The organism is Pleurocapsa sp. FMAR1, assembly GCF_963665995.1.
Classification (GTDB): domain Bacteria; phylum Cyanobacteriota; class Cyanobacteriia; order Cyanobacteriales; family Xenococcaceae; genus Waterburya.
This window is the reverse complement of record NZ_OY762512.1, coordinates 524,081-538,560: the sequence shown is the minus strand read 5'-3', so window position 1 is coordinate 538,560 and position 14,480 is coordinate 524,081. Positions and strand designations below refer to the sequence as shown.

Below are 14,480 nucleotides of genomic sequence, written 5' to 3'. Positions count from 1 at the left end.
GTTGTTATTTATTAATAGCTTTTGCTTTTCTTTCGCTGTGGCGATCGCTAAGGTAATCAACCCGATCTCGCAATAAGAGAGTAAACTTATAAAGTTCTTCCATTACGTCTATTACGCGATCGCGATATGCCGAGTCTTTCATCGTTCCGTCTTCGTTAAACTCCTGATAGGCTTTGGCGACTGAAGATTGATTAGGAATAGTAAACATCCGCATCCATCGCCCTAAAATTCTTAAAGTATTGACTGCATTAAAAGACTGTGAACCTCCGCTAACCTGCATCACAGCTAAAGTTTTTCCTTGAGTTGGACGAACCGAACCGATATTTAAAGGTATCCAATCAATTTGATTTTTCAAAATTCCTGTAATGTTACCGTGCATTTCAGGAGAAGACCAAACCTGACCCTCAGACCAAAGACTTAGATCTCGCAATTCCTGAACTTTTGGGTGAGTTTCATCTACTTGCCCTCTTAAGGGAAGTTCACGGGGATCGTAAAATTTCACTTCTGCACCCATATCTGCAATGATTCTGGCAGCTTCCTCAGCTACTAGACGGCTATAGGAGCGTTCTCGCAGTGAGCCATATAAAAATAATATTCTCGGTGGATGATTAAAATCTGACATTTGCTTGCTACTTACAACATCTAGGATCTAACAAAGTTGCTTTTTCTGGCTGACGAGGAAACCAAAAAGCAGTTTTTTTGCAAAACTCAACCAGCATCAGCATCAAAGGAACTTCAATTAACACGCCGACAACGGTGGCTAAAGCTGCGCCAGAATTTAAGCCAAATAAAATTATGGCAGTAGCGATCGCAACTTCAAAATGATTACTCGCACCAATTAAGGCAGCAGGGGCAGCATCTTCGTAAGTTAAGCCCAGCTTTAGGGCTGCCACATAAGTAATGAAGAAGATAAAGGTAGTTTGTAAAAACAGAGGAATGGCAATCAACAGTATATGCAAAGGGTTCTTAGAAATTAGCTCTCCTTTAAAAGCAAAAAGTAACACCAAGGTAATTAACATAGCTGCGATCGCTACTGGAGAAAGATACTCTAAAAACTGCGTCTCAAACCACTGTCTGCCCTTGTATTTAAAAATAAAATAACGGCTTAAGATTCCTGCAATTAGAGGCAGTCCAACATAGATTAACACTGATAAAACAATAGTCTGCCAGGGAACAGTTAAATTATTTGCCGACAGCAGCCATTTACCCAAAGGTGCATAAAGAAACAACATTGCCAAAGAGTTTACCGCTACCATTACCAGAGTGTGTCCCTGATTGCTGTAGGAAAGATAGCCCCACATCAACACCATCGCCGTACAGGGAGCGATTCCTAATAGAATTGTTCCCGCAATGTAAGAATCTGCTAAGGTTACCTCGACTCCCCTAATGGTTTCTGTCGCGCTGAGTAAAGGGCGAAATAGCCAACCAAGGAAAAATTGGGCAAAAGTTACCATGGTAAAGGGTTTAACCAACCAATTAATTACTAAAGTTAAGATTACGGGTTTAGGAGTCTTAGCTGCCTGCACTGCCTGGGAAAAATCAATCTTGACCATGATGGGATACATCATGAAAAAGAGACATACGGCAATAGGCAGAGAAACATTATAAACGCTCAGATTATCTAAAGTCTGGGCAATACTAGGAAATAGTTTTCCAAGAATAATTCCTCCCATAATGCAGGCTGTCACCCATAAGGTTAGATACTTCTCAAAAAAACTAAGCTGGCTCCCTGCCTTTACTGCCTGGGAGTTAATTGAAGAATTACTCATTAAAATAAAATCAATTTGATTGCAGAGTGGCTTGTCATGACCAACATTTGAAAAGCCTACAATCATCATATCAAAAAAAGTTGATATGACGATTAAGATAAGGTTAACAGTTCTAAGCTATGGCGATCGCTCTCCACACTATGAAGCCACTTATCGTAAAATTAAGATCATCAAACAAGCATTTCAATCATGTTAATTACGGCAAATTTACCAATAAATCGCCATAAATTCAGCCAACAGGATCAGATACTAACTATTACTGGAGCAACTTGGTCAGATTACCAAAGATTTGAGTCTCAAGAATATCCAGGTTATCGAGTTTCTTATTTCAACGGAGAAATAACGGTTGTGTCCCCAGGGCGAAATCATGAAAAAATTGCTGCGGTAATTGACCGATTAATTATTGCTTACTGTGAAAAATATAATCTTGATGATTTTCCTTTTGGACAGACAAGATTAAACCTATGGGGACAGGCAGGAAGAGAACCAGATCTTGCTTATGCTTTCAATTTCGATAAAGATTTACCAGACTTAGTAGTGGAGGTAATCTTTAGTAGTGGCAATCTTGAAACCCTAAAGTCAAGCTATAGAAATATTGGTATTCCTGAACTATGGATTTGGAAAGACAATAAAATTATCTTTTATGCAATTGAACAAAACGACTATGCTGTCGTTGAATCGAGTAGAACACTTACTCGCATAAAATCAGAATCATTCGTCAAATATGTTAATCGAGGATTCACAGAAAGTCCATCCTCGATCAAAAAAGATTTTTTGAAAGACATCTAATTACTAAATTCTATTCAAGTAGGTTGTTTAAGTACTGGGCAGTTAAGACTCAGCTTTTGGTGCAGATTCTTGTGGTTTAGATTCAGGAGTTTGGGACTCTTGTTTAGTTTCTTTTGGGGCTTCTTGTTTAGCTTCCTTTGGTTCTGGTTCAGGATTTTGCGCTTTTTCCCATCTTTCCTCAGCGTTTGCCATTACCTGCTCTAGTTTTTCTGTATTCTCCCCTGGATATCCTTCTAAAGCTTTAATGGAAAGAGACATCCGATTTTGCACCTCATCAATTTGCTTGATGATCACCTTGATTTCTTGTCCTACGGTAAACACAGTATCCAAAGATTCAATCCGCGCACCGCTAATCTCTTTGATGTGTAACAAACCTGTTGCCCCTTCGAGATCGACAAAGACACCATAGGGCTTAATATTAACTATTCTGCCTGGCATTAATGCCCCTTCGACAATGTTGTTCATTGCCACAGCGCGCATCGCGTCTCGCTGAGATAAAACTAGCTTTCTGTTTTCCTGGTTAACTTCTAAAAAAGTAGCGGTAAGAAGTTGTCCCGTAAGAGACTCTAGGTTATCACGTTGTTGCAGGTGCGATCGCGGAATAAATGCCCTAAGACCCATAACTTCGCCTGTTATACCGCCTTTGTTTGCCCCTGTAACCCTTATTTGAGTGGACTTACTAGTTTCTGCCATTTCTTTGATTTCTGCCCAAGCTTGATCTAATGCCATCTGACGAACAGAGAGAGTAACTTGTCCTTCAGAGTCTTGTTCACGAATAATCAAAAATTCTTTGGTTTCACCAACGGGTAAAATTTCAGCCAAATTATCAACGAAACCCAAAGCAGCCTCGTTGGTAGGTACAAAAGCAGGAGACTTGCCACCAATATCAACATACGCCCCTTCCGAGGAAATTTGAACTACCGTACCCTGCACTTTTTGTCCTTTAGAAAATTCATAGTCATATTCCTGGAGAGCATTCTCAAAATCTTCCATAGAGAAAGCTTGAGCAGACTTAGGGGCAGAAGTTGAATCAGACATAATAAAGTGAATGGTAAATATAAACGGATAGGAGTTCAAACTCCCCATTGCCTAGAAGCATATCCCACAATAAGCGGGATAAGTTAGAATGTCGATCTGACAAACGAAACTGAGTAAATTGTAAACTACTTATAGTTTTTGGCTAAACAAGTCTAGCACTTTTTTCCAAGCATCTTTAGCTGCATCAGGACTATAGCTTTCTCGGCGAGCGCACATAAACCCGTGAGTTGCCCCCTCGTAACGAAATATCTGATGAGGAATATTTTGTTTTTTCAACTCTGCCTCTATTTGCTCTGTTTGTTCGTTAGGAATCAAGGGATCTTCCGTGCCAAAGAAGGCGTAGACTGTGCCTTGAATATCTTTGGTTATATTTATAGTTGGTTCGTCTTCTCCAGGACACCAGGTGGCAATTTGTGCGCCATAAAAAGATGCCGTCGCTGCCACATCTTTGAGGGTAGCTGCTAAATACACTACATGACCACCAAAGCAGAAGCCAATTGTCCCTACTCCTGATTGTTTAACTTCTGGCAAGGTATAGAGATATTTAATTGTAGCTTGAACATCGCTTAACAACTCACTGACTTGAGTTTGCTCTTTATATTTTCTGCCCAACTTCATGTCATCATCCGTATAGCCTGCCTCAAATTCTGGTGCTTGACGCTGATAGATTGCAGGTGCGATCGCAACATATCCTTCTCTGGCTAATCTTCTAGTAACATCTCGGATATGTTCGTTTACGCCAAAAATTTCTTGAATCACCACCACAGCAGAATAAGTACCTGATGCTTCGGGTATTGCCAGATAGGCATCCATTTCTAACTCTTGATTGGGAACTTTGATCCAATCACTAGATATTGCTACTTCCATATTGATTACTATACGGGCGAACAACCGTTCGCTCCTAACTGCTTACTTATTCACTGCCTATTCTTGGTGGGCAGGGAAAATACTTTTGATGTAAATACACAATTTAATTTCCCCACCCTACTAATATTCTGATTGCTATTTGGTGGGCAATAAAAGCTTAATAATAGATAAAATGTAAAACTATTTTTTGCCCACCCTACAATGTTCGCCCTCGACAGTTTGCTCGCCCTCGACAACCAAGGGGTACTACCTGCGGGGGGTACCCCTTGGTCGCAGGTACCTCAACAGCGGAGTGGAACAAGCTCCCTAAACGGGAGCGTTTCCTCCGCTCAACGGGGGAAACCCCCCTTCGGGTTCGACATCGGAAAGCATTCCCTTGCGTCTTACGCCGACGCGGGGTCTTTCCTCAGTTTGCTCAAGTCGGGGAACCCTTTCAGCATTTGCTCATGGGGGAAACCCCCAAGACCGCAATGCTTCACCACCGCAACTGCTTCACCGCAACGGTTTTGCGAGACAGCCTTGCAGGAACGGCGGCTTTTGAGTGGGAAGCTTCCCACTCAACCTCGACAGTTTGCTCAATGGGTCGCAGACCCGCAACGCAACTGTCTTGCAAAACGCGCCTTGGCTTTCCCTCCGCAGACGAACGAAGGACTTGTCCGCACGTACTTGTACGCACGTACTGTCGAGGGTGTCTCGCAATGTTCAATGCTAAAGAACTCCCTTGGAACTAGGAATTTTACCACCACGGCGGGGATCGGGTTCTGTCGCCATGCGAACTGCACGGGCAAAAGCTTTAAAGGTTGCTTCAATAATGTGATGCGAATTGATGCCGTCTATCTGGCGAATATGGAGGGTCATTTGAGAATGATTGACCACTGCTACAAAAAACTCTCTGATCAACTGAGTATCGTAAGTGCCGACTCGTTGGGTAGGAATTTCTAAACCATAGCTAAGGTGCGGTCTGCCTGAAAAATCTAGTGCCACCTGCACTAAAGCTTCATCTAAGGGAGCAACAAAATGACCAAAACGGACAATGCCTTGGCGATCGCCTAAAGCTTTAGCTAAAGCCATGCCTAAAGTTATACCTACGTCTTCATTGGTATGGTGATCGTCAATTTCGATGTCTCCAGTGGCTTTGACGTTGAGATCGATTAAACCATGAGCAGAAATTTGGTTTAACATATGGTCGAGAAAGGGAATGCCAGTATCAGCATGACATTTGCCCGTACCGTCGATATTTAACTCGACCTGAACATCTGTTTCTCCAGTAGTACGGCTAATAGATGCTGTTCTACCTAGGCTTAGATCATGATTATTCTTTAAGGCTGTTTCGCGATCGCTAAGTTGCATTATTACTCCTTGATATGCAGTCTGTTTTAATTATGAACCTAATAAGGCTGAAAGCTAACAGCTAACAGCTAACAGCGTGAAAAGCGAAGCGAGGCGGTCTTTGCTGCACGGAAATGAGAGAAGACCCCGCGTCGCCGCTACTGCGCAAGGGAATGCTTCTCGATGCCCTGAGTTAAAGGGCTGTCTTGGTTCAGTTCTTCAACGGGGGGAAGCCAAGGCGTGTTTTGCGAGACAGTCCGTTGGCGGGGAAACCCCGCTTAAAGGAACTGTCGAGGTTGGGTCAGAGTATTCTGTCCCCAAAACAGCCGTCCGCAACAGACCCAAGCGCTATTCCACTCTCGCGGTGGGGGTTTGCCCGCATGTCTGGCAAGCCCTTTGTGCTCCGCAGACGATGGCGCGGATGCGCTGTACTCAACGCTTCGCGTTGTGCAGCCATCGCTTCAACAAAGGCGCACTTCCGCATGTAGCCATTGCGGGGGTTCCCCCCGTTGAAGGAACTGTCGAGGGCGAGGCTCCATACGCAAGAAGCTAAAAAGATCACATTCCCATGATTTCATATCCCGAATCAACATAGATAACTTGACCTGTAATGCCGCTAGCAAGATCGCTACACAAAAATGCTGCGGTATTACCTACTTCGGTTTGGGTTACGGTTCGACGTAAAGGGGCAGTTTCTTCTACATGGCGAATCATATCTAAAATGCCGCCCACAGCCGATGAAGCCAAGGTACGAATTGGACCTGCCGAAATAGCATTGACGCGAATATTATCTTGACCTAGTTCGGCAGCTAAGTAGCGCACGCTCATTTCTAAGGCAGACTTAGCCACTCCCATCACATTATAGTTAGGAATAACCTTAACTCCCCCTAAATAAGAAAGAGTTACAATACTACCGCCTTCGGTCATTAACGGTTTAGCTCTAACCGCCAGACAGTTAAGGGAATAACTACTAATATCTAAGGCTTTAGCAAAACCCGCTCTAGAAGTAGCAGAAAAATCCCCTGTCAAATCTTCTTTTTCAGCAAAAGCCAGACAGTGAACCAAAATATCTAGTTTGCCCCATTTTTCGGCGATCGCGGCAAACATCGAGTCGAGTAATTCATCATCCTGCACATTACAGGGAAGAATAATGCTGGGAGCAAGTGGTTCGACCAAATCTCTAACTTTTTTTTCAAAGCGTCCTCGTTCATCGGGAAGATAATTAACGCCTATATTGGCACCAGCTTTATGTAACTGCTGGGCAATACCCCAAGCAATAGAACGATTGTTAGCTATTCCTGTAACAAAAGCATTTTTTCCTGTTAAATCTAGCACGGTCGTTTTCCAATTTCAGTTGCAATTATCTATCCTACAACTGCCTGGGAAAGTAAATTTAATCGCATCTATTAAAAGTAAGAAAAAAATTTGGGTTTGGAATGTGAGAATATAGAGTTATGTAGCACAATTTATCAATAAGGTATCTTAAGCTTAACTTTAGGTTATATGGAACTTCCTTTGACACAACACCAGCCCTTATCATCAGTCTTCCGTAAACTTGGTCGCGGTTCTTTTCCTCCCATTGTGGAGAGTTTTGAACGTGGCAAAACTATCTTTTTTCCAGGCGATCCTGCCGAAAGAGTATATTTTTTACTCAAAGGTGCGGTTAAGCTATCCCGTGTATATGAAGCAGGAGAAGAAATCACAGTAGCTTTACTCAAAGAAAATACCGTGTTTGGCGTGCTTTCTTTAATTACTGGACAGAAAAGCGATCGCTTTTATCATTCAGTAGCATTTACCCCCGTCGAACTTTTGTCTGCCCCCATTGAACAGGTAGAAAAAGCCCTGCAAGAAAATCCTGAATTATCTTTGCTAATGTTAAAGGGATTATCTTCGCGCATTTTACAAACAGAGATGATGATTGAAACCTTGGCTCATCGGGATATGGGTTCGCGTTTAGTTAGCTTCTTGTTAATATTATGTCGTGACTTTGGTATGCCAACCGAAGAAGGTATTAAAATTGATCTAAAACTGTCTCATCAAGCGATCGCCGAAGCAATTGGTTCGACAAGAGTAACGGTGACTAGGCTTTTAGGTGACCTGCGGGATAAAGAAATGGTTTCCATTCACAAGAAAAAAATAACCGTGTATAATCCTATAGCATTGAGTCAGCAGTTTGCTTAATAATGTTCAAGCCATTTCGATTAAAAAGGTTAAATTGTCACTGAAAATTTATTTTTAATCATTTCTAATGACGAGTGCCTACATTTTAATTGCAGCAATTTTTCTCTTGGGCGGTATTGTTGCAGTATCTGGCGATCGTTTAGGAACAAAGATTGGCAAAGCCAAGCTTAGATTGTTTAATCTGCGTCCTCGCCAAACAGCGATGGTTATTACTTGGGTTACGGGGATGCTAATTTCTGCTCTGACTTTGGGCATTTTATTCAGCTTGAGCAGTTCTTTGCGTAAGGGAATTTTTAATTTAGACGATATCCTCAAAGAAAAACGCCAGATTAAAGGAGAATTAAAACAGGCAAGGCAAGAAAAAGCAGCGGTGCAACAGCAGCTTGCCCAAGTCAAAAATGAGCAAATTGCAGCGGTTGACAACCTCGATGCCATTAATCAAAATTTCGCTCAGTCGAAACAACAGTTAAAACAAACTTCTGGGCAGGCTAAACAACTCAAGCAGGAGTTAGATAGTCTTCTAGCAGAAAGAGCAAAGCAACAACGGCAGCTTAGTCAAATACAGCAGCAAAGTCAAGAATTACAGGGTCAACTGCAAGAGCGCGAACAAAAAATTAAGCAGCAAGATCGAGTTCTGACGCAAAAAGAAAAACGTCTACAATCACTAGAAGGACAGCAGCAAATTCTCCAAACCCAAGTGCAAGAGCGCGATCGCTCTATTGCTAAGTTAGATGAGGCGATCGCAACTGCTGAAATAAGCTTAAAATTGAGAACTCAAAGACTAGAAAAGTTAGAATCAGAGCTAGATTATCTATCTCGTAACGTGGCAGCCTTAGAGCAATCTTATCAAGAATTACGAGAGAACAGAATTGCCATTGTCAAAGGTCAGGTATTATCTTCTGCTGTAGTAACAGTTGTCGATTCCCATGCTACAAAATCAGCGATTGATAGTATATTGAGGCAGGCTAACAGCAATGCACTCAAGGCAATTCAATTCAGCGGCACTAACCCACAACAGCGCATAGTGGAAATTACTAGTTCTCAGGTAAAACAGTTAGAAGAACAAATTAAAGATGGTCAAGATTATGTTTTGAGGATTATCTCGGCGGGTAATTATGTCCAAGGAGAAAAAAAAGTAAGAGTTTTTGCCGACTTGGCTCTTAATAAACAAGTATTTGCCGCAGGAGAAGAAATAGCCACAGTGTCTATTGATTCTAGTAACATCACTCGCCAAGAAGTACAGGAAAGGCTTAATTGGTTGCTGGCAGTATCCAAATTTCGCGCTCAAAGAGCAGGAACATTGGGTGAAATAGAAATAGGCGATAATCAGGTAGAAAGTATTGTTAACTTCATGAACAAAGTGATTAGAGAAGAAGAGCCTATTAATGAAATTAAAGCTGTAGTGGAAGAAAATACCTATACCGCAGGACCACTAAAGCTCAATTTTGTAGTCATACGCGATGGCGAAATCGTTTTAAGCACTTAAGATCGTTGAATGTGAATCGGTAAAATTATAGGTTATTAGTTCGTAGCTGTTAGCTGCACGCAGCGCGTACGCGCTGCGCTTTTAGCTTTTAGCTTTTAGAAATAAGATAGTAGTAGTTAACAAGTGAATAATTTAAAATTTTTACAACCTATAATTCTTGGTTTAGATCCTGGCAGGGATAAGTGCGGTCTGGCGGTGATGGATAGTAAGCAAAAAGTTGCTTATCATCAGGTGATTGATTCTGTCAGCGCGATCGCCAAAATTGAAGAGTTATGTCAGCAGTTTACTATTAACTTAATTGTTATGGGCGATGGCACTACTTCAAAAAGCTGGGGTCAACAAATTGAATCTAACTTGACTAACAAATGTCCCTTAGTGACGATAGATGAGAAAAATAGTACTCTAGAGGCTGGCGATCGCTATTGGTCAATGTATCCCCCTAAGGGATTACAGCGTCTTATTCCCCAAGGATTAAGAGTTCCTCCTCGTCCTGTTGATGATATCGTGGCTATCATTTTAATTGAACGATATTTGGCAACTCAAAAATCTTAAACAATAGAAACAATGGCAGATTACAAACAGCAAGTAATTGATTTTTTTGATAGTCGAACTAGCTACGATACAGAAGGAGAAAAGCACCCAAGAGAAGCGAAGAAATTATTATCATCTGTTTTAGTAGAACCTGGACAAAGCATTTTAGATATTGCTACAGGTACAGGATTATTAGCTATTTCCGCAGCGCAAAAAGTGGCACCTACAGGTTCGGTAATTGGTGTCGATTTTTCATCAGGAATGCTGGCGCAGGCAAGAGAAAAAATTGCAGCAGACGGTATAGATAATCTGGAATTAATTCAAAAAGATATCGAATCAATTGAATTTGATGCCGAACAATTCGATTTAATCTTTTGTTGTTCGGCGATCGTTTATATTGTTGATGTTCCTGGAATAATAGGTAAATGCTATAGCTGGTTAAAACCTGGAGGCTGTTTAGTCTTTACCACTCCTTATAAAACCTCTTACATGGCGGAAATTCACGTTAGGTTGTGTCGAGAATTACTTAATATCGATTTGCCCCACATAATTCGCCCTTTATGGACTCCTGAAAAGTGTCGCTGGCAATTACAACAATATGGGTTCAAAAATATAGAAATTGAAGTCGATCGCACCAAGAGATTACGATCGCTAACTAATCGTTATGATACTCACTGGCATGGACAAGGATTTTTCCCTAGAGGTAATCCTTTAACTAATTTAACCGCAGCACAAAAGGAATTATTGTTAGTAGGATATCAGAAAGCGATCGCCGATCGTGTTACGGATGAAGGAGTATGGCAAGATTGTACTACGTTATATGTTCGAGCCTATAAGTAAAATTAAAAGCTACCAGAAACTTTAGTGTGTGTTCGATTGATTTGCTCTATAGACTTTGGGTGTCATGCTTGTAAACTGCCGAAACTGTTTACTAAGATGGCTATGGCTATTGAACCCACACTCTAAGGCAATATCCATAATCGATCGCTCTTTTTGTTTTAATAACTGCTTTGCTCGTTCTATTCGTTGCTGGAGCAAATATTGGTACGGGGGTATTCCCAGCGATCGCTTAAATAAATAGCTGAAATGAAATTGACTCATGTCTAATAATCGAGCTAAATCTGCGAGCTTAATTTCTCGCTCTAGATACTCATTAATGTATTCTAAAACTTGCAGCAGTTGAGGTTCGTTTAAACCACCTTCGTAAATTGCCAGACGAGGTTGAGTCGTAGAGTATTGTCTAAGTAAATTAACTGCTAAAACATTTACTAATGATTCGATATAAAGCTTACCGCCTAAATTTTCTTGGAGTTCAGAAAGTAGCATCATACCAATTGACTCAATCTGAGGATCGCGAGTCTTAAATTCGGAGATTACTTCTAGGCAATCGGGATTGGTGTCAAGAGTTTCTCTAGCAATGTTTTGCAGAAAATTAGATGAGATCCGAATCTGCACAAAGCGATCCTCACTGTCCCAACGAGCAAAAAATGCCGTTTCAGCAGGGGTTATGGAGATGTCTCCTTTGCCATAAAGTCCTGCGTAAACTTTGCCTCCTTTATTTTGTAACAAGCGTACTGGACGCGGAGCAAGAGATATACAAATTGCGTGTTCTTTAGTGTAGCAAGTTCTTCCTTCTCCAGCAGGGTGTTGAAATTGTTCGACTAGAATATTTTCCCAACCCCGATCTTGACTGGACAGAATTGGTAAGTTGTTACATTCTATCTGTTGCTTAACTGGATTTTTCATAAGGCAAACTCAACTTATCTTTTTTGATTGTATTCATTTTGGAAGAGTTTATATCCTGGCTGATAGACACAAGTAGCTGAAAAGTAGAACTGGCAAAGAAAATGGGCAAGAAGCATGAGACACTGAGATTGCGAAAAACCAGTGAAGCATCATGACATCACACCCACCTTTTCATCATCAGCTATTGCAATATTTAGGTCAACACACTAATTATTCAGACTATAGACATCTAATTACTTTGAGTTGGATGGTGGTAGGAGTTTTGATGAGTCAAAGCCTTCATTTAACGGAATGGGAGCCATTTGTTGTCAGTCGTGCCAATAAAGCAGAAAGTTATCAAAAGAGATGGAGTCGTTTTTTACAAAATAGTCGAATAGATGAAGAAAAATTGTATCTACCTTTAGTGATGGCAGCAATCGAACATTGGTCAGATAAGAGAATATACCTAGCATTAGATACTACTGTACTCTGGAATCAATACTGCATGATTCATCTCTCAATTATTTGTGGTGGCAGAGCCATTCCTTTTCTATGGCAGGTTGAGGAACATAAAAGTGCCACAATTTCTTTTACTGTCTATCGAAAATTATTAAGAAAGGCATCTTGGTTGCTGCGTCATCACGATGATGTCATGCTCTTAGCAGATCGAGGATTTGCCCATCAAGGATTATTAAAATGGTTAAATAAAAGAACATGGCATTATTGCCTTCGCATTCCTAGCGATACCTTAATTCACGGAGTTCATCGTTGGCGTGCTTGTCCTGTTTCTCAATTAAGAACGGTCAAAGGTGAAGCTAAAATGTATCATCAAGTTCGACTTTGGGAATCAGGAATTGAAAGAGTAAATCTAGCTCATGCTTATCCAATGGGCGCAGCAGAACCTTGGACAGTAATTACTGATGAAACTCCAACTCTTAATACCTTTTGGCAGTACGGTTTACGCTTTCGAGTAGAAGAGCTATTTTTGGATAGCAAGTCTGGAGTTTTTGGTTTGGCTGATTCTCGTCTTCGGACTGCTTCTAAATTAAGTCGTCTTTACTTAGTGGTAGCGATCGCGATTCTTTACAGCACCGTAATGGGTACTACAGTTCAATTATCTGGATTAAGAACACAAGTTGACGTTCATTGTTGCCGAGGCTTGAGTTATCTCAAAATTGGTCTTCGTTGGCTGAGAGGAACTATCTATAAAAATAGACAGCTACTCAAGCTACTACCATTACCTTATCAAGACAGAGAAAGATGTTTTGCTAGTCACCGTGCTGAAGCTGATTATTATGAGCGACTACTTTTTTCTCGCGTGCGTTCTTTAAAATGTTCTGTTTAAATTCAAATTGTTATTTAGATGTGTCCATCAGCCAGGTTTATATCTTTGATTTGCTAAGTTACCGCCACCCAGTCAAATGTAGCAGACTAAATCAATCTCAATATTGACCACAAGATTTTGATAGTTTCACCAGAATTTGATAGTCCAGGATAAGTAGTTTGCCTAAGCTGGAAGTAATTACTCAGGAAAAACTATGGCACATTTATTACACATCGATTCTAGTCCCAGAGGAGAGCGATCTCTCTCTCGCCAAATGTCCAAGGAATTTATCGAACAATGGAAGCATAAATATCCGAATGATATAGTCACCTATCGCGATATTGGACGCAATCCCGTTCCTCATGTAGATGAACCCTGGATTGCAGCAGCTTTTGCCCCACCCGAACAGCGCACACCCGAACTGTGGAAGGCAATTGAATTAAGCGATCGCCTTGTTGACGAATTCTTAGCTGCCGACATCTACGTTATGGGTGTTCCTATGTACAATTTCAGCGTTCCTAGTACGTTCAAGGCTTATATCGATCAGATTGTAAGGATAGGGCGAACCATTGCCTCTGAACCAAATGACTCTGCTCATCTTAAACCTCTTGTACTAGGTAAAAAAATGTTTGTCATCGAAGCCCGAGGGGATTCTGGTTTTGAACCTGGTGGACACTATGAGAACATGAATCATCACGATCCTTATTTGAGGTCATTGTTTGGATTTATTGGCATTACCGACATCACATTTATTCATGTTGAAAAGACTGATTATGGACAGAAGAAGTTAGCCGAATTGATCGCTTCTGCGCGTACTCAAATCGCTCAACTGGTTAAGAGTTAAAGGATTACTGCAAGGAGTGTTTAATAATAATCCACGGGAGATTTTATGTTTGCATTAAAACTTTTCGCGGTACTAGGCTGCGGGCTAGTAGCTGGAGTCTTTTTCGCCTTCTCAACTTTTGTAATGCCAGCCCTTGCCAGACTCAAACCGCAAGAAGGAATTCTTGCCATGCAGTCTATTAATATTACAGTGATTAATCCCTTGTTTATGACTGCATTGTTTGGTACGGCTGTAGTTTGCTTGTTTTTAGTTATCTTTTGCCTTTTAAAATGGCATTATTCAGCTTCAATCTACTTACTGGTTGGTAGCTTACTCTATATAGTTGGCACGGTAGGAGTAACGATCGCCTTCAATGTACCGTTAAACGATGCTCTAGCAAAAGTCGATCGGAGTAGTGCTGAAGGCGCGAGTTTATGGGCTGAATACCTAACGAACTGGACACTTTGGAATCATGTTCGCACAATAGCAGCATCAGCAGCAACAACGGCATTGGCGATCGCTCTACGTTATTAAACAGTTATATTTATATAGATGGTTTGTGAGCGCGATCGCCAATACTAAGTTTAAAATCATATTCGTAATGCGATCGAGATCATA

The 14,480-nt window shown here is 41.1% G+C and carries 15 protein-coding genes; 8 read left to right on the top strand and 7 right to left on the bottom strand.

Features of this window, described 5'->3' with window-relative positions:
• Positions 1-4: 4 nt before the first annotated feature.
• Together arsH and arsB are read right to left on the bottom strand one after the other, a co-directional pair.
• Positions 5-622: an arsenical resistance protein ArsH gene (gene arsH, locus SLP02_RS02725; protein WP_319419116.1), complete on the bottom strand. Its 618-nt coding sequence runs from the start codon at positions 620-622 to the stop codon at positions 5-7.
• A gap of 7 nt (positions 623-629) precedes the next feature.
• A complete protein-coding gene (gene arsB / locus SLP02_RS02720; protein ID WP_319419115.1) occupies positions 630-1,769 on the bottom strand; it encodes an ACR3 family arsenite efflux transporter in 1,140 nt (379 codons plus the stop codon).
• Positions 1,770-1,958: 189 nt separating this feature from the next.
• Between arsB and SLP02_RS02715 the strand changes: the two genes are divergently transcribed.
• Positions 1,959-2,558, top strand: coding sequence for a Uma2 family endonuclease (locus tag SLP02_RS02715; protein ID WP_319419114.1), 600 nt, complete (start codon positions 1,959-1,961; stop codon positions 2,556-2,558).
• Positions 2,559-2,600: 42 nt separating this feature from the next.
• Here SLP02_RS02715 and SLP02_RS02710 read toward each other — a convergent pair whose 3' ends face one another.
• The 4 genes from SLP02_RS02710 to fabI all read right to left on the bottom strand — a co-directional run bounded on the left by SLP02_RS02710 (position 2,601) and on the right by fabI (position 7,127).
• Positions 2,601-3,596, bottom strand: a complete 996-nt coding sequence (locus tag SLP02_RS02710) for a S1 RNA-binding domain-containing protein (protein WP_319419113.1) — start codon at positions 3,594-3,596, stop codon at positions 2,601-2,603.
• A 129-nt stretch (positions 3,597-3,725) separates the two neighbouring features.
• Positions 3,726-4,463, bottom strand: coding sequence for a dienelactone hydrolase family protein (locus SLP02_RS02705; protein WP_319419112.1), 738 nt, complete (start codon positions 4,461-4,463; stop codon positions 3,726-3,728).
• A gap of 708 nt (positions 4,464-5,171) precedes the next feature.
• The gene (gene hisB / locus SLP02_RS02700) at positions 5,172-5,813 is read right to left on the bottom strand and encodes an imidazoleglycerol-phosphate dehydratase HisB (protein ID WP_319419111.1); all 642 of its coding nucleotides are present in this window, start codon (positions 5,811-5,813) and stop codon (positions 5,172-5,174) included.
• A 537-nt stretch (positions 5,814-6,350) separates the two neighbouring features.
• Entirely contained in the window at positions 6,351-7,127 is a 777-nt protein-coding gene (gene fabI, locus SLP02_RS02695; protein ID WP_319419110.1) for an enoyl-ACP reductase FabI, read from the bottom strand.
• A 168-nt stretch (positions 7,128-7,295) separates the two neighbouring features.
• Between fabI and ntcA the strand changes: the two genes are divergently transcribed.
• From ntcA to SLP02_RS02675, 4 genes are all read left to right on the top strand, one after another.
• Positions 7,296-7,973, top strand: coding sequence for a global nitrogen regulator NtcA (gene ntcA / locus SLP02_RS02690; protein ID WP_319419109.1), 678 nt, complete (start codon positions 7,296-7,298; stop codon positions 7,971-7,973).
• A gap of 67 nt (positions 7,974-8,040) precedes the next feature.
• A complete protein-coding gene (locus SLP02_RS02685; protein WP_319419108.1) occupies positions 8,041-9,459 on the top strand; it encodes a DUF3084 domain-containing protein in 1,419 nt (472 codons plus the stop codon).
• Between the two features lie 123 nt (positions 9,460-9,582).
• Positions 9,583-10,011 (top strand): pre-16S rRNA-processing nuclease YqgF, encoded by a 429-nt coding sequence (locus tag SLP02_RS02680; RefSeq protein WP_319419107.1) that lies wholly within the window; start codon positions 9,583-9,585, stop codon positions 10,009-10,011.
• Between the two features lie 12 nt (positions 10,012-10,023).
• Complete coding sequence (locus SLP02_RS02675; protein ID WP_319419106.1) at positions 10,024-10,830, top strand: class I SAM-dependent methyltransferase; 807 nt, start codon at positions 10,024-10,026, stop codon at positions 10,828-10,830.
• A 21-nt stretch (positions 10,831-10,851) separates the two neighbouring features.
• Here SLP02_RS02675 and SLP02_RS02670 read toward each other — a convergent pair whose 3' ends face one another.
• The gene (locus tag SLP02_RS02670) at positions 10,852-11,736 is read right to left on the bottom strand and encodes an AraC family transcriptional regulator (protein ID WP_319419105.1); all 885 of its coding nucleotides are present in this window, start codon (positions 11,734-11,736) and stop codon (positions 10,852-10,854) included.
• 151 nt (positions 11,737-11,887) lie between these two features.
• Here SLP02_RS02670 and SLP02_RS02665 point away from each other — a divergent pair, with 151 nt between their 5' ends.
• The 3 genes from SLP02_RS02665 (at position 11,888) to SLP02_RS02655 (ending at position 14,396) form a co-directional block, all read left to right on the top strand.
• Positions 11,888-13,060, top strand: a complete 1,173-nt coding sequence (locus SLP02_RS02665; RefSeq protein WP_319419104.1) for a transposase — start codon at positions 11,888-11,890, stop codon at positions 13,058-13,060.
• Between the two features lie 193 nt (positions 13,061-13,253).
• On the top strand, positions 13,254-13,883 hold the full coding sequence (locus SLP02_RS02660) for an FMN-dependent NADH-azoreductase (RefSeq protein WP_319419103.1): 630 nt from the start codon (positions 13,254-13,256) through the stop codon (positions 13,881-13,883).
• 45 nt (positions 13,884-13,928) lie between these two features.
• The gene (locus SLP02_RS02655) at positions 13,929-14,396 is read left to right on the top strand and encodes an anthrone oxygenase family protein (protein ID WP_319419102.1); all 468 of its coding nucleotides are present in this window, start codon (positions 13,929-13,931) and stop codon (positions 14,394-14,396) included.
• Positions 14,397-14,480 lie beyond the last annotated feature (84 nt).